Genomic DNA, 20,094 nt, shown 5'->3' on the forward strand with positions numbered 1-20,094 from the left:
CCTCCTCGCGGCCCCCACAACTCAATATACCACTGAACTTGCGACGCTGTACTTAGTCCCGCTGTTCCAGAAATGCCGCGCGATGCAGTAGGTGACGGCTTGCGCGCCATTCTTGGAAAGATGGGCGACCTGATTGTGAACGGCATGGAAAGTTTCAGCATAGCGCTCGCGAAGCAGGAGCGGGACAGTTGCGAGGGATGCATGCCCCTCGAACCGGCCACGGGGGGATTCGAGCACGCCATCAGGTGTAAACTGCGCCGCGAAGAGATCCCCGTCTCCGGTGTCGACGGCAAGGGCATATCGCTCCGCGACCCCTCGCAGCGCCACCCCTACGAGAAGCTCTTCCGTCTGTGTGATCATGGGCCGTCGACCAGGGAAACGATCTCGCTGACGGCCCGCGGCACGTCTCCACGCGTATAGCCGAGGAGCGCCGTCTCGGCCGGGTCAGGCTCATAGGCGAGAACCCGGCCACGGCCAGGAACGATGAAGGCATCCGGCAGCAAGGGATGCTCCTGATCGCGTTCCTCCAGACGACGGGAACTGCCGACCGCATCGAAGATCATCTGAAAGAAATCGCGGAAGGACAGATTGGCGTCGCCGATGAGATAGGATTTTCCCGACTCCGCCGATCGCAACGCGCCCCAGATCGCCTCGCAAAGAGAGCGAACCGACATGTAATTGGTGCCCCCGGCAGGCGCGTAGTCGGGAATATCCGGAAGCAGCCCTTTCGCCCAAGCCGTCAAGGTCTCGTATCGCTTTGCCGGAACTCCTGGAATGACGCCGACGATAGAGGGCGGGTTCAGCGTCGAGACATTGAAGTCCGGTGTCGCCAGCGCCCGCGCTCCCTCGTCCGCCAGATGGCGTGCGCGGACATAGATATTCTCCGCAATCAAATGCGGCATCACTTGATGATAGTAGCTGCCCAGGTGCACGACACGCCGGACACCGGCGCGTTTGGCCAGTGCGACGAAGTTGGGAACGCCTTCGATCTGGGTTCTGTCCCAGAACGCCTGCTCATCGATTCCCCTTGGCAGATGCCTGATGTCATTGCCCGCGGCAAACACGATGGCGTCGAACGGTGCCAGATCGCTTTCGGTGAAGGTGCCCTGCGCGTAGTCGCCGCGAAGGACAGGATACTTCGCCATCGCAACGCTGGCCGGCGGTTCCCTGCGGGCCGCGATCGTAACCGAGTTTCCTCGCGCGGCGAGAAACCCGGCCGCGTGGCCGCCGATCATGCCGGTGCCCCCGACGATCAGGATCTTCATGCGTGACCTCCAAGGAAGCATGCTCGTTCATCATGAGATGAGACGCTGCTCATGCCCGCATCGTCCGGATCGATTAGATGGGCGGGATAGCCGGACGCCGCTTTCTCCGATTTGAGGTTCGGCTTCGTCCAAAGTCGAATTTCAAATCATTCGTGAGGCCACCTCGTCCGTATGAGGTATGCTGGATTGGGGAGTGGCTTCTACCCTCGCCAGTTCTGATAAAAATCACTGTCGAACCGGCCGGAAGAGCCGGCCTACAGACCACAAGAAACCTGACGGAAGCTCTGCGATGCAGCTTTCGTCTCACAACCGGTCCGCTCTGGGAGGAATCCATGGCTCGAAAGTTAAGCGTCTTCGTTGCAACTTTATTCGCAGCATATGCGAGTGGACCGGCTTCGGCGCAACCGGCGCCAACCTTCGAGTCGGTTCTTGAGGCCGCCAAGAAGGAAAGCGGCCTCGTCGTCCGCCTCAGCAGCCCCGGCCGTCCCCAAGCGATCGCGGCTCTCACCGAAGCCTTCAACAAACGCTTCGGCTTGTCCGTCAAACCCGATTGGGCCCCCGCGAACGCACCTGCCACGAACACCCGCGTGATTACGGAAGCCGGAAGCGGACGCGGCTCGATCGACATCATCGGCCTCGGCAGCGCCGAAGACGTGACAAGCATGGTTTCCCGCAATCTCGTCGTCTCATATCCATGGGCAGATGTGTTCGGAAAGCAGCTCCCTGCCATCGAGCGTGCCGTCGATGCCGTCCTGCCTGAATTGAAGGGAAAAGCGCTTCCGGTTCTCGATGCCGTCTACGGCCTCGCCTGGAACCCTGCGCTCATCGATGAGGCCAGTCTCCCGAAGACGACGGCGGATCTTCTCGATCCGAAATGGCAGGGCAAGATGGCGATCAACTCGGCCTTCCTCAATCCCTTGCCCTCGCTCAGCTACGTGATCGGACCGGAGGCGACACAGGACTACGCATCGAAGCTCCTGCGCAACAAGCCGGTTCTCGAGCAGGGCACACCCGCGGTGAGCCGCGCCATCTCGGTCGGCCAAGTGCCTTTCGGCATTACGACTTACCACGCGGCTCTGCGGACCATGCAGAACGGCGAGCCGCAGAAATTCCGCCTGTTCGACGATTACGTCTTCGTGTTCGAAGGCTATGCCTATGTACCCGAGAACGCACCCAACAAGAACACGGCGCGCCTGTTCCTGGCATGGCTTGTGACGGAGGGCGTCGAGGTGGCCAACCGCCATGAGGCGATCCCCCTTGTGAGCATGCCTGAATCCGACATTGCCAAGCTCATTGCGGCTCAGGTCGCCCGTACCAATGCCAAGATGGCGGCGCCCACGTCCCTGGAGCAGATTCAATCCACAGTGCAACTGCGGCAGACGATCTCGAAAATGATTTCAGGCCAGATCGCCAACTGAACGCCGCTATTCGGCGCATCCTGAGATCAGGCGTTGGACATGAGCGCGCTTCCTGAGAAAGAATATCGATGCTGAAGGTGACCGATCTGGAGCGAACCTACCCGGCCCAGCCGGGTGGCAGCGCCGTCCACGCCCTGCAATCCGTATCCTTATCGGTCGAGCAGGGGGATATTTTCTCCCTGCTCGGCCCGAGCGGCTGCGGCAAGACGACGATGCTGCAATGCATCGCAGGTCTCGAGACCCCCGATTCGGGCCGTATCGTCATCGGAAGCGATACGGTCTATTCCCGCGACGAGCGGATCCATGTCACGGCCAATGAGCGTGGCCTCGGCATGGTGTTCCAGTCCTACGCCATCTGGCCGCATATGAGCGTTGCCGATAACGTGGCCTTCCCTCTGCTTCAGCGTGGGCGGAACCCTGGCCGCGAGCAGGTCGCCAAGCGTGTGGACGAGGCCCTCGCGATGGTGGAACTCGCCGGCTACGGCAACCGCTCGGCGACCCAGCTTTCCGGCGGCCAGCAACAGCGCGTGGCGCTCGCGCGCGCGCTCGTTCATAAGCCGCGCCTTCTCCTGCTCGACGAGCCTCTGAGCAATCTCGACGCCAAGCTTCGGGATACGATGCGCATCGAGTTGCGCCAGCTCATCAAGGCCATCGGCATTACGGCCATTTTCGTGACCCATGATCAGGTCGAGGCGATGGGGATGTCCGACAAGGTCGCCTTGATGCGGGCCGGCAAGGTGATTCAGACCGGCACGCCGAAGGATATTTATCTGAACCCGATTTCGGCTTTCGCGGCCGACTTCATGGGCAGCGGAAACCTGATCGAGTGCACGCTTTCCGAAACCGGGGACGACCGGGCCGTTGCGACCACGCCCTTCGGACAGATCCTGGCTCGTTCGGCCGCAGGGCTGAAGGCGGGGAACCGCGCCGTCCTCGTGATCCGACCGAATGCTCCGATCGTTCATCCCCACCGGGTCGCGGCACAGGGAGACCATGCCCAGTTTTCCGGGCATGTCCGCTCGGTCACATTCCTCGGCGAGAAGATCGAAGTGAAGATCCGCCTTGCTGGAGGCCACGACCTCACGGCCACGATGAACACGTTCGAAGCGCCGGATGAAGGACAGGAAGTCCATCTGACCCTGCCCGCCGAGCGCTGCATCATCGTTCACGGCGACAGCGCCGTACCGCCTGCCATGCAGAATGGCTCCGGTGAAAAGGTGGCGGCATGATAGCGGATGTTTCGGCCGAGCAGCCATCCAGGGCAGCCCGTTGGACGTTCCTTGCCAACCCGCGCCTGATCAAGATCGCGCTGCTCATCGTCGTTGCGACCCTTGTTCTCGGGCCCATCATCGTGCTGCTTCGGGCGAGCCTGGCACCCCAGGATGTTCTCCCCTTCGAGACATCGACGTTCACGCTCGCAAACTTTCGGCAGATTTTTGCGGGCAACGATACGCTCGCCCTTTTGGCGACGACGATCGCCTATGCGGCCGGCAGCGTCGTTCTCGGCGTCGGAGCGGCGGCGCTCGTCGCATGGCTGACGGAGCGCACGGATATGCCGGGGGCAACGGCCATCCGCATCTTCCTGTTCTCTTGGATGGCCGTTCCTCCTCTCGTCATCGGCTTCGGATGGGTGCTGCTGATCAACCCCGGCAACGGAACGCTCAACGTTCTGGCGCGCTCGGCCTTCGGCCTCACGACCCCGCCCTTCACGATCTATTCGTTCTGGTCGCTCATCCTCATCACGGCCTTCAGCGTCCTGCCCACCGCCTATGTCATGCTCGGCGGTCTTTTCGCCAATATGGACCCTCAGCTCGAGAGTGCCGGACATGTGCATGGCGGCCGCTCATTCGCGGTCCTGCGCCGCATAACGCTGCCGCTTCTGATCCCCGGCATCCTGTCGGTCGGCATCTTCATGGTGATGATCGTCGTTCAGGCCTTCGAAATTCCCTTCATCGTCGGCCTTTCGGCGCAGATTCGCGTGCTCAGCACCCGTGTCTATCTCCTCGCTTCGCCGACGACGGGCATTCCGAATTACGGCTTGTCGTCGGCCTTCGGCGTATGCCTTCTCGGGCTCGCCTGTCTTCTGATGTGGGTTTATTTCCGCTGCATCGGATCGGGGGAAAAGTACAGGGTCGTCACCGGCAAAGCCTTCCGCCCGCGACGCCAGAAGCTGGGGATCTGGCGTATTCCCGTCGCAGGCCTCGTGTTCTCGTTCTTCGGGATCATGATCCTGCCGGTTCTGATGATCCTGTGGACCAGTTTCACGGTCTCCTATCAGGTGCCGAGCGTGGCAGCCCTCAGCGGCCTGTCCTTGGAGAATTACAGCCGCGCCCTGGCGTCTCCCTTCGCGCAACAGGCGATCGCCAATACCTTGATCCTCGTGTTCGCCAGCGCAACCCTCGTCATGCTTCTTGGCTCCCTCATTGCCTGGTTCTCGGTGCGCGACCGTGGGCCGATGGTGCGTCTCCTCGACATTCTCGCCTTCGCTCCGACGGCGATTCCTCCGGTCGTGATGGTGATCGCGATCCTCCTCGTCTACATCCGCACCCCCGTGTACGGTACGATCTGGATCCTGGTTCTTTCCAGCGTCACCGTTCAGCTCGCCTTCGCCACGCGGACCATGACGAGCGCCCTGACGCAGCTTCACAAGGAACTCGGCGATGCGGCCACCGTTTGCGGCGCAAGCTGGTGGACATCGTTCACGCGCATCACCTTGCCTCTTCTGCGGGTCCAGTTCCTGAGCGGCTGGCTGTTCGTGGCGGCTCACACGTCCCGTGACCTCACCATTCCGCTCGTGCTGATGACGAGCAGCAATGTGGTTCTCGCCTCCGCCATCTGGATGATGTGGGACTTTCCCGATCTTCCAGGCGCCGCCGCCATGGCGGTCCTTCTCGTCCTCGGTCTCCTGGCTGTCGTTGTGCCGGTGCAGATCTTCGCAGCCCGAGGTCGACAGAGCGCCTGACCAAATTCGTCCATATGAAGAATGAAGAAGAAAGGGCCCTCGCGGGCAAAGAAGCAATGTCGGGCAGCATTCCCTATTATTGGCAATCCGTCGATTGGAACGCGTTCATGGCGGATTATCCGCCACCTCCTCACTTCGGCACAACCCATGGCATCCTTTCCTCGGACGCGCTACGCGCTCTCCAGGAGCGGCGCTTTCTGGAGCGGGTCAAGGAAGCCTGGTCGATTCCCTTCTATCGCAAGCGCTGGGAGGCCGTTGGCCTCGCGCCGGGCGATGTGACGTCACTGGAGCATATCGAGCGCATTCCCACCTTCAACAGCGACGATCTCCGCACAGCCATCGCTGAAGCGCCGCCGTTCGGGAACCATCATCCGTTCGGTCCTGAAGGATTTGGGCGGATGCCGCTGAAGCTGCAAACGAGCAGTGGAACCACAGGCCTGCCGCGGGCGACATTGTTCGACCCGATTGCATGGGAGGTTCAGGCGATTCAGATGGCGAGAGCCTTCTATGCACAGGGCGCGAGACCCGGCGACATCGTGCAGATCACCTATACGAACTCTCTCGCCAATGCGGCATGGAACGCGTACACCGCGCTCCACCATTGGCTCGGCTGCGTGCCGGTGACGTGCGGATCGGGTGTGGTCACCTCGACGGAACGGCAGCTGGAATACGCCAAGGCCTGGGGCGTCAACGGCTGGTTCACGCGTGGCGAATATCTCGGCCGCATCGCCGAAGTCGCCGCGGCCACGAACTTCGACCTGCATTCTCTGAAGACCAAGTATCTCCACTCCTATCTTGGCCCCGATGTCGAAGGACACCTGCGCAGGGCGCTCGAGGAGGCTTGGGGAGCGCCGGTTTACGACAATTACGGCACGCACGAGATCGGCCTGATTGCCTTCGAATGTCAGGCTCAGGACGGCAAGCACATCAGTGAAGACACGATCTTCGTCGAAACGGTCGACGTCGACACCGGCGCCTCGCTTCCTTTCGGGAGCCGGGGAAGCCTTGTCGCGACGAGCCTGCACCGTTCCGTGCCGCCCTTCATCCGCTACGACCTCAGGGACGTGCTGGTGATCACCGAGCGCTCGGAATGCCGATGCGGGCTGTGCACCCGTAAGATGTCGACCTTCCTCGGGCGTGCGGACGAGATGGTGAAGCTGCGCGGAACGAACGTGTTTCCGCTCGCCTGCCAGAATGCCATCACCAAGGATCCGCGCGCCACAGGGGACTTCCTGTGCGTGGCCTATTTCGAAGGCGAAGGCTTGGGCCGCCGCGAAGAGATGATCGTGCGGGTCGAGCGACGCTCCCCCGATGTGGATGCCCACGGCCTGAAGGCCGATCTGGAACGAGCCTTGCATAAGGACCTGGGCGTCCGTGTGAACGTGGAGATTGCCGAGAGCGGCGAACTGGCGGAACACACCCGGATGGGCCGAGAAGGCAAGGTGCGCCGCCTTCTCGATCTTCGGCAAACCGGCGCGAAGCCGACATCTGGAGCATCGACCGCAAAAGTGGGTACCGGTTCTGCGTGAAAAGATGCTCGAAAGCCGAGACCCGATGCATCGGACGTGGGGTCGATGTCACGTCCGATGCCGTAGACTGATCTCGTCCTGACCCTGACCGCACCACGTGTTGCGGTTCCATGCCGAGGCGGTGCCTGCCCGTGCAGCACCGCCTTTCTTGTGCGCCCGCGCAGGAAATCTGCTTCAGCAAAGCCCTCATGCTGGCGTTGTCGGCAAAGGACGGAGCCCCGTGGAACCGCTGCGCCAAGTCCTCGGTCTTCTTCCTGGTTTTTCAACAAGTCGTGGAATTTTCGACTAGCCGTCAAATCGTTTGACGTTACGTCAAATTTATAACACCATCGTCAAAGATATCTCGCACCTCTATTCGAGGAGGCCATGGCTGTGGTCATCCAAGGGTCTTTTCCGCCTGCTCCTGCTTCAACCGCTCGGGCTGAAAAAGAAGGGGCTCTCGCCCCTGTGCCCGCCAGGCTGGAATGAACGCCACCCGCACATCGTACCGCATGCCCCACCCCGACGAGACGCCCTACGAATGGCGTCCGGCAAAGAAAATAATCTTACGGAGGAACCCACGTGACCTTTCATTCAAGATCGATCATCGCGTTTGGACAGTTCTGCAGCAAGGTTCTCGACACCGTGCTCAGCGGAGCACCGATGAAAACCTCTCTTGAACTGATCCGGGAGCAGTTCGCCGCGAACGCGGTCGTCCTCACCATCGAAAGCCGCAACCGGCCGAATGAGGGCACGTACTATATCGGCATGGCGGGCGGAACATCCGGCGCCGACATGGAAGGCGAATCGGACACGCTCGTCATGTCACGTTCGGTGCGCAGCCGGGAGCTCTCGGAGCTCATGGAAAACTGCCATCACACGAGTGCGACGCAATACGGTTCGGAAGGGATTACCTGTTACAAGCTCCTGGTTTTCCGTCCGCGCTCCGAGGCTTCTTTCGATCAGGAGGAAAAATCCGTTTGTGAAATCCTCGTGTCCCATCTCGCGCGCGGAATCGAAATGTCCTGGCGCATGGGAGCAACGGAGATCGAGCGCACGCTCTACTCGGATGTTGTCGACCGCCTCTCCGTGGGCGTCGTCATTCTGGACCGCAGCGGCAAGATCGTGCGCACATCCTCGACGGCAGACGAGATTCTGGCGGAGGGCTCAGGTCTTCAGGCGAAAGGGGGCCGCCTCCACGCACGATGCTCGAACGAGGACCGGGAGCTCCAGGCTGTGATCAAGGCCACCCTTCAGGATGGAGGCAACTCCGCCCCTCCTGCTGCACGGGGGCTGTCACTGACGAAGCGGTCCGGGTCGAGGAATCTTGGTCTCATCGTCCGTCCCATCAAGGCTCACACCAACCGGGGCCTGTCGGCCAATTCCGCTGTTGCGGTCTTCCTGCGCGATTCCGAAGCCGTGCCGGAGATCGAAGGCGATCTCGTGCGACAGCTTTTCGATCTCACGCCGGCAGAGGCCGCCGTCGCGCGGCGTCTCACGGTTGGCCTTTCTCTCGACGAAGCCGCGAGTTCGCTCGAAATCAGCCGCAACACCGCTCGTGCCCATCTTCGCTCCATTTTCTCGAAGAGCGGCATCTCCCGCCAGACCGAGCTGGTGCGGCTCGTTCTGAACAGCGTCGTTCTTTTGGGCGAGCGTCCACGTCAAGTGGTGTGACGAGGCCAGCGCATCGTGCGAAAAAGTGGCCCCGGTTTTTCGCAAGAACGATGCGCTCTTTTCAAGAAGGGAGCATCGGATCGATCCCAAAAGTGCAAATCTACTTTTGGGTCCGATGCTCTCGCACGAAGTGCACAAAGAGAAAAGCCGGGCGCTCATACGCCCGGCTTTTTTCGTGGGGCCGATCTCATCGGGCCCGACTGGAATCGGCCCTCAGGCCCGCTGGCTCGAAACCGACAGAACCTCGCCGACCATGTACCCGGCGTAGTCACTTGCCAGAAACATCATCACGTTGGCGATTTCCCACACTTCCGCCGCGCGTCCGAAAGCCTCCGCGCTCGCAAGCCTGTCGAGAGCCTCCTGGGGCGCTGCCCGCTTGAGAAAGTCGTGCATGGCGATGGAGGGGGACACCGCATTGATGCGGATGCCATATTCAGCGGCTTCCAGGGCGCTGCACCGTGTGAGCGCCATGACGCCCGCCTTGGCTGCCGCATAATGCGCCTGCTCCTTCTGAGCGCGCCACCCGAGAACCGAGGCATTGTTGACGATGACCCCTTTGCGGCGGGGCATCATCTTCTTGAGGGCTGCGCGTGTCATGCGCATGGTGCCCGTCAGCGTCACGTCGAGGACGAGGTTCCATTCCTGGTCCGTCATCTCGACCAGGGGTCTCGATCCCCCCATCCCCGCATTGTTGATGAGGATGTCGATTCCCCCGAGGACGTCCTCCGCAGAATCGACGAGCGCCTGAACCTGTCCCTCGTCCGTCACGTTGCAGAGAAGCCCATGAACTTCCGCCTCGGACGAGAGGCCTTTCAAGGCTTCCACGGCCTCGGCGAGACGGCGCTCGTGGATATCGGAGATCATGATCGATCGGCAGCCCTCCTCGATCGACCGGCGGGCTGCGGCGAACCCTATTCCGACACCCGCGGCGGCGGTAATGAGCACGGAGCGGCCTGTGAGAAGGCCATGGCCTGCCACATAGGCAGGAGGCGTAGCGGCGCTGGAAATGTTCATGAACGGGCAACCTCGATTATGGTGAAGGGCGCGGCGCGCCATTGAAGCTGGCTTCGCGCTTGTCGACGAAGGCGTCCCGGGCCTCCTGTGAATCGGCGGTCATATAGGCTTGGGCCGTGAATCCCTGCTCCCAGCGGTACTTGTGTTCGAGGTCGCCGTCCTCGATGCCGTTCAAGGCCTCTTTCGCAAGGCGGATCATGGTTGGGCTCTTGGCCGCGATCTTTGCTGCGAGAGCGAGAGCCTCCGAACGCAGTTGTTCCTTCGGAACGATCTTCTCGACCGCGCCGAGCCGGTAGGCTTCCGCGGCATCGATCGGCTCGCCCGTAAAATACATGTGGCGCACTTTCTGCACGGGAAAGAGGCGCTGCAGGTGAGCGCCGGCTCCAAGGGCGCCGCGATCGACTTCCGGAACGGCGAAGCTCGCGCAGGGCGAGCAGAGAATCATGTCGGCGGAGCCGCAAATCCCGATGCCGCCGCCGATGATATAACCATGAGCCGCGACGATCACGGGCTTCTTGCCGCGGTGAATGGCCCGGAAGGTTTCCCAGTTGCCGGCATTCACCTGAGGAATCCGGTCCGGGTGCTTCTGCAGCTCCTTGATGTCCACGCCCGCGCAGAAGCCACGACCTTCCGCGCGAATGATGAGGATCCTGACCTCCGGATCCGCATTCAACGCATCGATCGTGCGCGCCAACGACATCCAGCCGGCGCTGTCGAGCGCATTCACGGGCGGGCTCTCGATCACCACCTCCGCAATTCCGGCCTCGATCTTCGTCCAGAAGGGTTCACCCATCATCGTCTCCGTTATCGCCCCGCAGAGGCGAGCGCATGCAAGCCGTTCACTCTGGCCTCGGCCTCGGCCATGATCCTCCGGATCAGGTCATCGCAACTTTCGAGCCGTTCGATCATGGCGGCCGCCTGTCCGCTCGGCAGCAAGCCTTCCTTGGCATTTCCCTGAACCATGCTGCGCTGAACGAGAGTTGGCAGGTTCACGGCCATCACCGTTTGCGCAAAGGTGCTGTCGTTGCGCGACAGAACCTTGAGGCCGAGCCGCGCCATCGCAACGGCTCCGAGTCCTGCCTGGCGGCTGAAGCGCCGCATGTAGTTGAGGCTCATGGTCAAGCGTGCGAGGCCGTTCATCTCTTCGAGATGACGAAGTTCCTCATTCTCGATGAAACGTTGCGGCAAGCCGTCGACTGCCGTCGAAACACGGATCTTTGCAGGATCGTTCGTCGCCACGTAGCGGTCGAGGGTGGTGGGAGGAACAGGGGAATCCGTCGTCATGAGAAAGCGGGTCCCCATGGCGATGCCCACCGCGCCATAGGCCAGGGCGGCGGCGAGACCGCGTCCGTCGAAGAAGCCGCCGGCGGCGACGACCGGCACGGACACCGCGTCGAGAACCTGCGGCAGAAGGATGGAGGTCGGGACGGCCCCCGTATGTCCGCCACCTTCGCCCCCCTGCACCGTCACGATGTCGGCCCCGAGCTCGACAGCCTTGACGGCGTGCTTGACGGCGCCGACGGTGGGCATGCAGATGACTCCCGCATCCTTCAGCCGGCGGATTGTCTTGGCGTCCGGGCCGCGGCCATAGCTGACCGCCCGTACCTGGTGCTCGATCACGGCGGAGATCAGCTCCTCCGCATTCGGTTGGAACATATGAAAGTTCACGCCGAAGGGACGATCCGTTCTCGCCTTGATGTCGAGAATGTGCCGCTCGACGGTTCCCGGCTCGGCGGTGGCCCCTGCAAAGAAGCCGAAGCCGCCCGCATTGCACGTTGCCGCCGTCAGTTTGGCATCGGCCACCCACCCCATGGCGGTCTGTACGATCGGGTAGCGACACCCAAGACGTTCACAGAGGAGCGTATGCAAAGCGTCGGACATTCACGAACCCTTCCCAAGGCGGCCAAGCGTCCCGATGGCCACCTGACTTGAATGCTCCGCCGGGCCCGATCGGGCATCGTCTGAATGAACTAACGGCCCAGAGTCCGGCTGCCCCCTGCCGCAAATCGGGATATCGTCCGAATGAGGGATGAAGGCCCCTGTGGAAGAGCGTCCAATCGAACCGATTTCACGGGAGAGCCCTTCGCCATGCCATTGCGACGATTCGACGGCAAAGTGGCTCTCGTGACAGGTGCAGCCTCGGGAATCGGGCGCGCGACGGCTCTTCGTCTCGCCTCGGAAGGAGGACGCATCGTTCTGGCGGACAACAACCTGGATGGGGCGGAAGCGGTCGCCGATCTCATTGCCGGGAGATTTCACCCGGGAGCTCGCGCGATCGCCTATGATGCAGCCGACCCGGATGCCTGCCGCAGGATGGTCGATCATGCCCTTGATGCTCATGGGCGCCTTGACGTTCTCATCAATAATGCAGGGATCTATCGCCGAGGACACTTTGCTCAAACGCCCGCGGAGGAGTGGGCGCTGGTGATGAAGGTCAACCTCGACAGCGTGTTCCATATCACCCAGCAGGCTCTGCCGGCGCTTCTCGAGACGGGAGGCAACGTCGTCAGCACCGCTTCGACGGCAGCCCTCAACGGCATTGCCTATGCCTCGCCCTATGCCGCCGCCAAAGCCGGCGTGATCGCTCTGACGAAATCGCTTGCAACCGAATACGCCCCGCACGGAGTGCGCCTCAACGCTGTTTGTCCAGGGCGAGTGCTCACCAATGTGAGTGTCGGCGTTTCCGCCGTCCCGGATGCGGATCCTTCACTCATCGTCCGTGGACCGAAGCTCGGTACGAAGCTGGCCGGCGCCGATCCGGAGGATCTTGCGGGAGCCTATGCCTATCTCGCCTCCGATGATGCGGCCTTCGTGACGGGAAGCATCCTCGTCGCGGATGGAGGTTTGACGGTCGGATGACCCCGAGCGTTCCCAGCCGACAGATTGCCGGATGCTCCCAACCCGAACAGGCTCACGACACAAGGACATTTCATGAAGGCGCTTTCTGATAAGGCGATCGTCATCACAGGAGCGGGCTCCGGCCTCGGAGCCGCTTATGCCCTTCATGCCGCATCCCTCGGCGCAAAGGTTGTCGTCAACGACATCGCCTCAGGAAGAGCAGAGGAGACGGCGCAGGCGATCCGAAGAGCGGGGGGCACGGCCGTGGCGCTCGCAGGCGACGTGTCGAACTGGGATACGGCGCAAGCCCTCGTGGATTGCTGCCTGATCGAGTTCGGGACGCTGTCCGGATTCGTTGCCAATGCCGGGATCCTGCGGCATGGGCGGCTTGTCGATGCCAGACCGCAGGATCTCCGGCGCATGTTCGAGATCAATTTCATGGGTACCGCAGCCTGCGCCAGCGCAGCGGCAAAGGCCATGCTCGCGCAGGGAACAGGCGGCTCCATCGTGACGGTCACGTCGGGATCGCAGGCCGGGGATATCGCCCTTGGCGGATACGGTGCCTCGAAGGCTGCTGTCGCGACCTTGACCTTCAGCTGGGCGATGGAGCTGGCCGGAACGGCCGTGCGCATCAATGCGGTATCTCCCCTTGCCGATACGGCGATGGCGGCCCAGAACAAGGGTCTCCTAGCCGATCAGCAAGCGCAGCGGGAGGTTCATTACGGCATGCTGCCAAGCCCTGACGTCAGCGCGCCGGTCATCAGCTATCTTCTGTCGGACGCCGCTTCCGGGATCAACGGCCAAGTCGTGCGCATCGCCGGCAGAGAGTTATCCTTCGTCAGCCATCCAACGATCGCAGACCCTGTCTTGAAGGCGGACTGGACCTTCGAGGCCGTCGCCGACGCGTTCGACAGGACCCTGCGCCACAGGCAGCACAAGCTCGGCCTTTCGTATGCCGGGTCCTCCGAACCATGACTGGCCCGAACCCCAGGCCTCGCGCCCCTTACATGATGAACGATAATGCTATAATGAGGCGCGCTGCGACGAAGCGTCCGCGAGAACTGATAAGGATCGGACCTTGAGTAAGACGACGCATTTGGCGAGAAGCGACGCGAGAAGCGACGAAGGACAGGGCATGACCGGTTCTCTGGCAGAGCCATCAGGATGGTCGGACGCCATGCGCGCCCGCGAGGCCAAGCTCGCAACCAACCCCCGCAAGGAACTGGTGCGCGAGCAGCTCATCGATATCGCCGCGGAGCTCTTCGACAAGAAGGGTTACGCGCAGACCAGCATCAACGACATTGCCAAGGCGCTCGGCCTGGGGCGCTCGGCGGTCTATCACTATTTCCGCAACAAGGAAGAGATCCTCGCAGCACTCGTGGAAGCGGAAGCGCTGACGCCCTCGCATCTGCTGCAGGAACTCATCAACGAGTCCGGCCTCTCGGCCACGGAACGGCTGCGCCGCGCCGTTTTCGACGGCATCGTCAGGAGGCTTTCCTCGGGAGCTCGCTTCATTCTTCTCTCCAGGCTCGAGGCGCAGATTCCGGAGGAGCTTGGCCCGGTCTATCATCTCGGCCGCCGCCACATCTACGACTTCTACGTTCGCTGCATCTCGGAAGGGATTGCCGGCGGCGAGTTTCGCGAGGTCGATCCTAAGATCGCCGCCTTTGCCGTGATCGGCATGGCGAACTGGACGTCGCGCTGGTATTCACCGAAGGGACCCAAGTCTCCCGCCGAGATCGCGGAAGTCATCGCCGATCTTGCCCTTCAAGGGCTGAAGGCCTCCCATAACCAGCCCTATGATCCCGATGGGGTTCGACGCACGATCGACGGACTCAAGCAGCAGATCGATGCGTTGGAGAGCCTCCTGAAGTGAGCCCCATGGAGCAGTGGACCCGACGGGCTCCGCTGCTCCGCGAGCGCATCGTGCGAAAAAGTGGCCCCGGTTTTTCGCGAAAACGATGCGCTCTTACCAGGAAGGGCGCATCGGATCTGTCCCAAAAGTGCAAATCCACGTCCCGCGTCCGATGCTTTGGCTCTGTTCTTACGACAGGATTTCAAACAGCCCGGCAGCGCCCATGCCTCCGCCGACGCACATCGTGACGACGCCATATTTCACGCCGCGTCGGCGGCCCTCGATAAGAAGATGTCCCGTCGTGCGGGCTCCGGTCATCCCAAAGGGATGGCCGATGGCGATGGCGCCACCGTTCACGTTGAGCTTCTCCGGGTCGATACCGAGGCGGTTCCGGCAATAGACCGCCTGGCTCGCGAAGGCTTCGTTCATCTCCCACAATCCGATATCATCAACCGTCAATCCGAACTGCCTGAGAAGCTTCGGAACTGCATGGACCGGGCCGATCCCCATCTCTTCGGGAGGGCACCCGGCAACCGCCATACCACGATAGAGTCCCAGCGGCTCGAGGCCTCGGGACGCCGCGTGCCCGGCCTCCATGAGCACCAGAGCGGCCGCACCATCCGACAACTGGGATGCATTGCCGGCGGTCACGTATTCACCTTGCTTGACCACCTCGCCGTCCGCAAAGACAGGCTTCAGCTTCGCAAGGCCCTCGATAGTCGTATCGGCACGGTACCCCTCGTCCTGCGTCAGGAGCACATCCTCGTAACGCGCCTCGTTGGTCGCCTTGTCGACGACCATCTTGCGAGACGGCATCGGCACGATCTCCTGGCTGAACCGGCCAGCCTGGTAGCCTGCCGCCGTGCGACGCTGGCTCGCCAGAGAGAATTCGTCCTGGACATCTCGGCTGATGCCGTATTTGCGCGCAACGATTTCTGCCGTTTCGATCATGGTCATGTACATGTGGGGCCAATGGGCAACCACTGTTTCCGAGCGCGCACGATAGGCGTTCTTGTGCTTGTTCTGCGTGAGGCTGATGGACTCGACGCCGCCCGCGACGACCGCGTTCATTCCATCGACCATGATCTGCTTTGCGGCAATGGCAATCGCCATGAGGCCCGAGGAGCACATGCGGTCGATCGACATGCCGGGAACGGTTTCCGGCAGGCCCGCGGCGGCGGCGGTCAGGCGCCCGATATTATAGCCCTGCGTTCCCTGTTGGGCCGAGCAGCCCATGATCACGTCCTCGACCTCTTCCGGCGAAATCCGAGCGCGGGCAACGGCTTCGCGCACCACGTGACCGGAAAGGGCTGGGGCTTCGGTGTCGTTGAAGGCGCCGCGAAAGGCCTTCCCGATAGGGGTGCGAGCGACTGAAACGATGACGGCTTCGCGCAAGTGACTTCTCCTGAACGGGCTGCGGCCCTGCGGCCTGCCATGAGCTTCTTGCGTATAAGCCAGGCTGGAAACGGGCATCGTCTGAAGGGACTAACGGGGCCGGGCACTGATCTGTCCCGGCGTCGCTCGAACGCGATCAGGCTTTCATGGCCAGCTCGGCATATTGCCACCCCTGCTCCGCAACCGGTGCTGCAAGGGATCCCGCTTCACGGGCATGTGCGCTCGACGCTGTGCCGTCGACGACGCGCTTCATGATGCCCTGGCGAATGGCCGCGACGCGAAAGAGGCTGAACGCGAGATAGGTGTACCACTGGCGGTCCGAGACATTCGCTTGCCCTGTCGCCTTGAGGTAGATGTCGCGGTAGCTTCTTTCATCCGGGATGCCGAGCGCGCCGACATCGAGGCCGGCCAGGCCGCGAAAAGGCTTGGGCGAAAAATGCCACGCGAGCATGTGGTATGCGAAGTCGGCCATGGGATCGCCGAGGGTCGACAATTCCCAGTCTACGACAGCGAGGACCTTCGCCTCGTGAGGATGGAAGATGAGATTATCGATTCGAAAGTCCCCGTGCAGGAGCGCGCTTTGCCTCTCTGCAGGGATGTTGAGCGGCAGCCACTCGATGAGACGATCCATGGCCGCGATGGAAACCGTCTCCGATGATCGATACTGCGTCGTCCAGCGCGCCACCTGACGCGCGACATAGTTCGCCGGTCTCCCGAACGTCTCGAGGCCTCTTGCCGCGAAGTCGATGGAGTGAAGACGGGCGATCACCCGGTTCATCTCGCCATAGATCGCGGCCCTCTCTTCCGGGGAAAGATCCGGGAGCGCCGGATCCCAAAAGGAGCGCCCCTCGACGTAGTCCATGACGTAGAACATGGCGCCCGCGACGCTCTCATCGTCGCAGAGGAGATGGGTCCGCGCCACGGGAAGGCCACTCTCCGCAAGAGCGCTGACGACGCGATACTCCCGGTCGACGGCATGTGCCGAAGCAAGCAGCTTTCCATCCGGCTTCTTGCGGAGGACGAGCCTGCTGCCTCCCGAGAAGGTCAGAAGAAGCGTCGGGTTCGATTGGCCGCCCCGGAAGCGGGCGACGGTCATGTCACCCGTGCATTGCGGGAGACGCGCTTTCAAATAGCTTTGCAGGCGCTCCGGATCGAGGCTGCTCTGCGGTGGGAGCGGTTCCGTTCCGACAAAGCGGCTCGCATCCATCTCTTGATCTCGCCTCAGTTCGTCTCGTTATACTTTGCGAGTTCGATCCGCCCGATCTGATTGCGGTGGACCTCGTCCGGTCCATCGGCGAAGCGGATCTTGCGGGCATGCGCATAATAGTTCGCCAGGACGAAATCCTGGGACACGCCTGCGGCTCCATGGGCCTGGATCGCCCAATCGATCACCTTACAGGCCATGTTGGGCGCTGCGACCTTGATCATGGCGATTTCGGCTCTGGCTTCCTTGTTTCCGACCGTGTCCATCATGTGGGCCGCCTTCAGGGTCAGAAGCCGCGCCTGATCGATGAGGATGCGGGATTCCGCGATGCGCTCCAGAGTGACGGATTGCTCCGCGATCGGGCGCCCGAAGGCGACACGGCTCTTGACCCGGCGGCACATCAGCTCGAGGCAACGCTCTGCAAGGCCGATGAGCCGCATGCAGTGATGGATCCGCCCGGGGCCGAGGCGTCCCTGGGCGATCTCGAACCCGCGTCCTTCTCCCAACAGAATGTTGTCGACGGGAACTCTTACGTTCTCGAAGGCGATCTCCATATGGCCGTGCGGGGCATCGTCGTAACCAAACACGTGCATGGGCCGGACCACCGTCACCCCCGGGGTTTTAAGAGGAACGAGGATCATGGATTGCTGCAGATGCTTTGGAGCCTCGGGATCGGTCTTTCCCATGAAGATCAGAAGCTCGCACCGGGGATCGCCGACGCCGGAGATCCACCATTTGCGGCCGTTGATGACGTAGTCGTCGCCGTCGCGGACGATGGAGCTGCGGATGTTCGTCGCGTCGCTCGACGCGACATCCGGCTCCGTCATGGCGAAGGCCGAGCGAATCTCGCCGGCAAGGAGCGGGGGCAACCACCGATCCTTTTGCGCTTCGGTTCCGTATCGCTCCAGCGTTTCGATGTTGCCGGTATCGGGAGCGGAGCAGTTGAAGACTTGGGACGAGAAATGGACGCGTCCCATCATCTCGCAGAGCGGAGCGTATTCCACATTGCTGAGACCAGCGCCATGGCGGGAGTCGGGCAGGAACAGGTTCCAGAGTCCGGCCGCCTTCGCCTTTGCTTTCAGCTCCTCCAAAACGGGAGGGTGCCCCCAGCGATCGGCCTCGACCTCCTCATGATAACGGCGTTCATTCGGATAGACATGAGCATCCATGAAGGCGCCGAGACGCTCCAGGAGCTCTGTGGTCTTAGCGTTATATGTAAAATCCATTCTGCTCGACCTGCCTTCGCCCTACGCGGCTTTCAAGCCGGGCGGGTTGCCCTTGAGCACGGTGGCGCGAATATTGTGCGGGTCGAGTTGCCGAATGATGGCGAGTTGCTCCTCGGTCGGTCCCGCCGTGACGCGAATGCTTCCGGCCTGGAGAAGCGGGAAGCCGGTTGCGGCTTGCACCTCGTCGAAGCTCACACCGGGATGTAGGGAGAGAACCCGGGCCGCATGATCAGGGCCATTGAAGTCGAAGACACAAAGGTTCGTGACCACGATTCCGAGATCGACCGGATCCCGTTTGGCGTTCAAAGGCCAACGCTCGGGATTGTGCCCGACACTGGCGACGATATCCACTTCAGCTTCCGTGAAAGTTCGCTTGCTGTGGCTCGGGAGGAACATGGAATTCTTGTGGCAGACGCTGTTGCCGGGGAATCCCCGGACGCCGAGCATCTGCACCTTCGGTTTCCTGAAGTCGCCAAGAGCAGAAATGTTCGCCTGCCCGAAACGATCGACCTGAACCGGCGTCACCATCGCGTGGCGTCTTCCGCTCCAGACGCTGTCGAAGACACGTCCATAGGGCATCCAGCCGGAGGGCTTGGCCTTGTAGTCGCCACGCGGCCCGAGAGGAACCGGCTCCTCGACGGTGTAGGCTTCACCGTCCGTGAGAACGAGGCCGGGCGCGAGGGTCAATTTCGCCAGACCGGCCGCAAGGCGCGGAATGGGGCCAATTCCGGTCGCCAGCACTTCGCCGTCGCCTCTCCAAGCTTCTGCGGCAGCAACGATCACCAGTTCGGCAAGCGAGAAATCATGAGCAATGGTCATGTCGTATCCTGATCAGAAAACGGGGAGAGGAAGGGCGCGCACGTGAGTACGACCGCCCACGCGATCGAGGTATCTTTCTTCGCCGCCGGCGATGAACTCATCGAAGTAGCGCGACCATCCGCCTTCCTCGGAGGCCGACGCGCCATAGGCTTTGAGATGATCCATGTCCCACCCGTAGCTGTCATGCGATGCCGTTGGATGCGCGCCGAGCGGAGCTTCCACCACGCCGCTCACAAAATACCGTTCGAAGAGATTGTTCTTCGCCAGGTGCGAGTGGGAAATGTCGATCCGATCCAACAGCTGTTCCGTGGTGACGAAGACCTTATCGGCTGCCCTTGCGAAGAGGGCGTCGAAATAGGGATCGGGGCCATCGGTCTGGGTGTTCCCGAGCCGGTCCGAGCGGCTCACATGAATGAGCGCCGCATCGAGCCTGATCGCCTTCATGGCCAGAAGTTCCTCGCCATCCTCATAGGGCGAGCGAACCGTTTTCAGATGCGGGTTGTAGGTCATCACATCCGAACCGAGTCCGACACGGGTCGGCAGGAACGGCAGCCGGTGGCCCGCTGCCTGAAGGCCGAGCAGGAGAAGGCCTTCGTCGAGTTCGTTCACCTCGACCGTGCCGGCTTCGCGTGCTTTGCGGAAATAAGGCTCGATCGGAATCGCATCCATGGAAACGAAACCATAGATGAGCTTGCGAACCTTTCCGGCCGCACACAGCATTCCGATTTCGGGACCGCCATAAGCCACGACCGTGAGATCCTTCAGATCGGATCGCAGGATCTCGCGAATCAGAGCCATGGGCTTGCGCCGCGGGCCCCATCCGCCAACTCCGATCGTCATCCCGTCGCGCAGCTGCGCGACAACTGACTTGGCATCCATTTCCTTGTTCATCGATATACGACCCGTCTTCCTGTTC

The 20,094-nt window shown here is 61.9% G+C and carries 18 protein-coding genes; 8 read left to right on the forward strand and 10 right to left on the reverse strand.

What is annotated here, in order from left to right:
• Nucleotides 1-21 precede the first annotated feature (21 nt).
• Nucleotides 22-360 (reverse strand): nuclear transport factor 2 family protein, encoded by a 339-nt coding sequence (locus RE429_RS00075; protein WP_414472383.1) that lies wholly within the window; start codon nucleotides 358-360, stop codon nucleotides 22-24.
• Entirely contained in the window at nucleotides 357-1,265 is a 909-nt protein-coding gene (locus RE429_RS00080; protein ID WP_414472384.1) for an NAD-dependent epimerase/dehydratase family protein, read from the reverse strand. The genes RE429_RS00075 and RE429_RS00080 overlap by 4 nt, the downstream gene beginning before the upstream one ends.
• A gap of 332 nt (nucleotides 1,266-1,597) precedes the next feature.
• Between RE429_RS00080 and RE429_RS00085 the strand changes: the two genes are divergently transcribed.
• The 5 genes from RE429_RS00085 (at nucleotide 1,598) to RE429_RS00105 (ending at nucleotide 8,827) form a co-directional block, all read left to right on the forward strand.
• Nucleotides 1,598-2,683: an ABC transporter substrate-binding protein gene (locus tag RE429_RS00085; protein ID WP_414472385.1), complete on the forward strand. Its 1,086-nt coding sequence runs from the start codon at nucleotides 1,598-1,600 to the stop codon at nucleotides 2,681-2,683.
• Nucleotides 2,684-2,751: 68 nt separating this feature from the next.
• Nucleotides 2,752-3,912, forward strand: a complete 1,161-nt coding sequence (locus tag RE429_RS00090; RefSeq protein WP_414472386.1) for an ABC transporter ATP-binding protein — start codon at nucleotides 2,752-2,754, stop codon at nucleotides 3,910-3,912.
• Nucleotides 3,909-5,645: an ABC transporter permease gene (locus tag RE429_RS00095; protein ID WP_414472387.1), complete on the forward strand. Its 1,737-nt coding sequence runs from the start codon at nucleotides 3,909-3,911 to the stop codon at nucleotides 5,643-5,645. The genes RE429_RS00090 and RE429_RS00095 overlap by 4 nt, the downstream gene beginning before the upstream one ends.
• Nucleotides 5,646-5,701: 56 nt before the next feature.
• Complete coding sequence (locus tag RE429_RS00100; RefSeq protein ID WP_414472388.1) at nucleotides 5,702-7,174, forward strand: phenylacetate--CoA ligase family protein; 1,473 nt, start codon at nucleotides 5,702-5,704, stop codon at nucleotides 7,172-7,174.
• A gap of 642 nt (nucleotides 7,175-7,816) precedes the next feature.
• A complete protein-coding gene (locus RE429_RS00105) occupies nucleotides 7,817-8,827 on the forward strand; it encodes a helix-turn-helix transcriptional regulator (RefSeq protein ID WP_414472389.1) in 1,011 nt (336 codons plus the stop codon).
• Nucleotides 8,828-9,040: 213 nt separating this feature from the next.
• Here the strand turns inward: RE429_RS00105 and RE429_RS00110 are convergent, their stop codons facing one another.
• Genes RE429_RS00110 through RE429_RS00120 form a run of 3 tightly spaced genes read right to left on the reverse strand, consistent with a single transcriptional unit; the run spans nucleotide 9,041 to nucleotide 11,722 of the window.
• Nucleotides 9,041-9,841 (reverse strand): SDR family oxidoreductase, encoded by an 801-nt coding sequence (locus tag RE429_RS00110; protein WP_414472390.1) that lies wholly within the window; start codon nucleotides 9,839-9,841, stop codon nucleotides 9,041-9,043.
• 16 nt (nucleotides 9,842-9,857) lie between these two features.
• The gene (locus RE429_RS00115; RefSeq protein ID WP_414472391.1) at nucleotides 9,858-10,637 is read right to left on the reverse strand and encodes an enoyl-CoA hydratase family protein; all 780 of its coding nucleotides are present in this window, start codon (nucleotides 10,635-10,637) and stop codon (nucleotides 9,858-9,860) included.
• A gap of 8 nt (nucleotides 10,638-10,645) precedes the next feature.
• Nucleotides 10,646-11,722, reverse strand: coding sequence for an NAD(P)H-dependent flavin oxidoreductase (locus tag RE429_RS00120; protein WP_414472392.1), 1,077 nt, complete (start codon nucleotides 11,720-11,722; stop codon nucleotides 10,646-10,648).
• 207 nt (nucleotides 11,723-11,929) lie between these two features.
• Here RE429_RS00120 and RE429_RS00125 point away from each other — a divergent pair, with 207 nt between their 5' ends.
• The 3 genes from RE429_RS00125 to RE429_RS00135 all read left to right on the forward strand — a co-directional run bounded on the left by RE429_RS00125 (nucleotide 11,930) and on the right by RE429_RS00135 (nucleotide 14,555).
• Nucleotides 11,930-12,700 carry an SDR family NAD(P)-dependent oxidoreductase gene (locus RE429_RS00125; protein WP_414472393.1) on the forward strand — a complete coding sequence of 257 codons (771 nt, stop codon included), beginning with the start codon at nucleotides 11,930-11,932 and terminating at the stop codon, nucleotides 12,698-12,700.
• 72 nt (nucleotides 12,701-12,772) lie between these two features.
• Nucleotides 12,773-13,654, forward strand: coding sequence for an SDR family NAD(P)-dependent oxidoreductase (locus tag RE429_RS00130; protein ID WP_414472394.1), 882 nt, complete (start codon nucleotides 12,773-12,775; stop codon nucleotides 13,652-13,654).
• Nucleotides 13,655-13,814: 160 nt separating this feature from the next.
• The gene (locus tag RE429_RS00135) at nucleotides 13,815-14,555 is read left to right on the forward strand and encodes a TetR/AcrR family transcriptional regulator (RefSeq protein ID WP_414472395.1); all 741 of its coding nucleotides are present in this window, start codon (nucleotides 13,815-13,817) and stop codon (nucleotides 14,553-14,555) included.
• Between the two features lie 168 nt (nucleotides 14,556-14,723).
• Here the strand turns inward: RE429_RS00135 and RE429_RS00140 are convergent, their stop codons facing one another.
• The 5 genes from RE429_RS00140 to RE429_RS00160 all read right to left on the reverse strand — a co-directional run bounded on the left by RE429_RS00140 (nucleotide 14,724) and on the right by RE429_RS00160 (nucleotide 20,069).
• Nucleotides 14,724-15,929, reverse strand: a complete 1,206-nt coding sequence (locus tag RE429_RS00140; RefSeq protein ID WP_414472396.1) for an acetyl-CoA C-acyltransferase — start codon at nucleotides 15,927-15,929, stop codon at nucleotides 14,724-14,726.
• 136 nt (nucleotides 15,930-16,065) lie between these two features.
• On the reverse strand, nucleotides 16,066-17,136 hold the full coding sequence (locus RE429_RS00145) for a phosphotransferase family protein (protein WP_414472397.1): 1,071 nt from the start codon (nucleotides 17,134-17,136) through the stop codon (nucleotides 16,066-16,068).
• A 14-nt stretch (nucleotides 17,137-17,150) separates the two neighbouring features.
• Nucleotides 17,151-18,359: an acyl-CoA dehydrogenase family protein gene (locus RE429_RS00150; protein ID WP_414472398.1), complete on the reverse strand. Its 1,209-nt coding sequence runs from the start codon at nucleotides 18,357-18,359 to the stop codon at nucleotides 17,151-17,153.
• Between the two features lie 21 nt (nucleotides 18,360-18,380).
• A complete protein-coding gene (locus RE429_RS00155; protein ID WP_414472399.1) occupies nucleotides 18,381-19,178 on the reverse strand; it encodes a CoA-transferase subunit beta in 798 nt (265 codons plus the stop codon).
• Nucleotides 19,179-19,190: 12 nt separating this feature from the next.
• Entirely contained in the window at nucleotides 19,191-20,069 is an 879-nt protein-coding gene (locus RE429_RS00160; protein WP_414472400.1) for a CoA transferase subunit A, read from the reverse strand.
• Nucleotides 20,070-20,094: the final 25 nt, after the last annotated feature.

The organism is Microvirga sp. M2 (assembly GCF_047497095.1).
GTDB lineage: Bacteria > Pseudomonadota > Alphaproteobacteria > Rhizobiales > Beijerinckiaceae > Microvirga.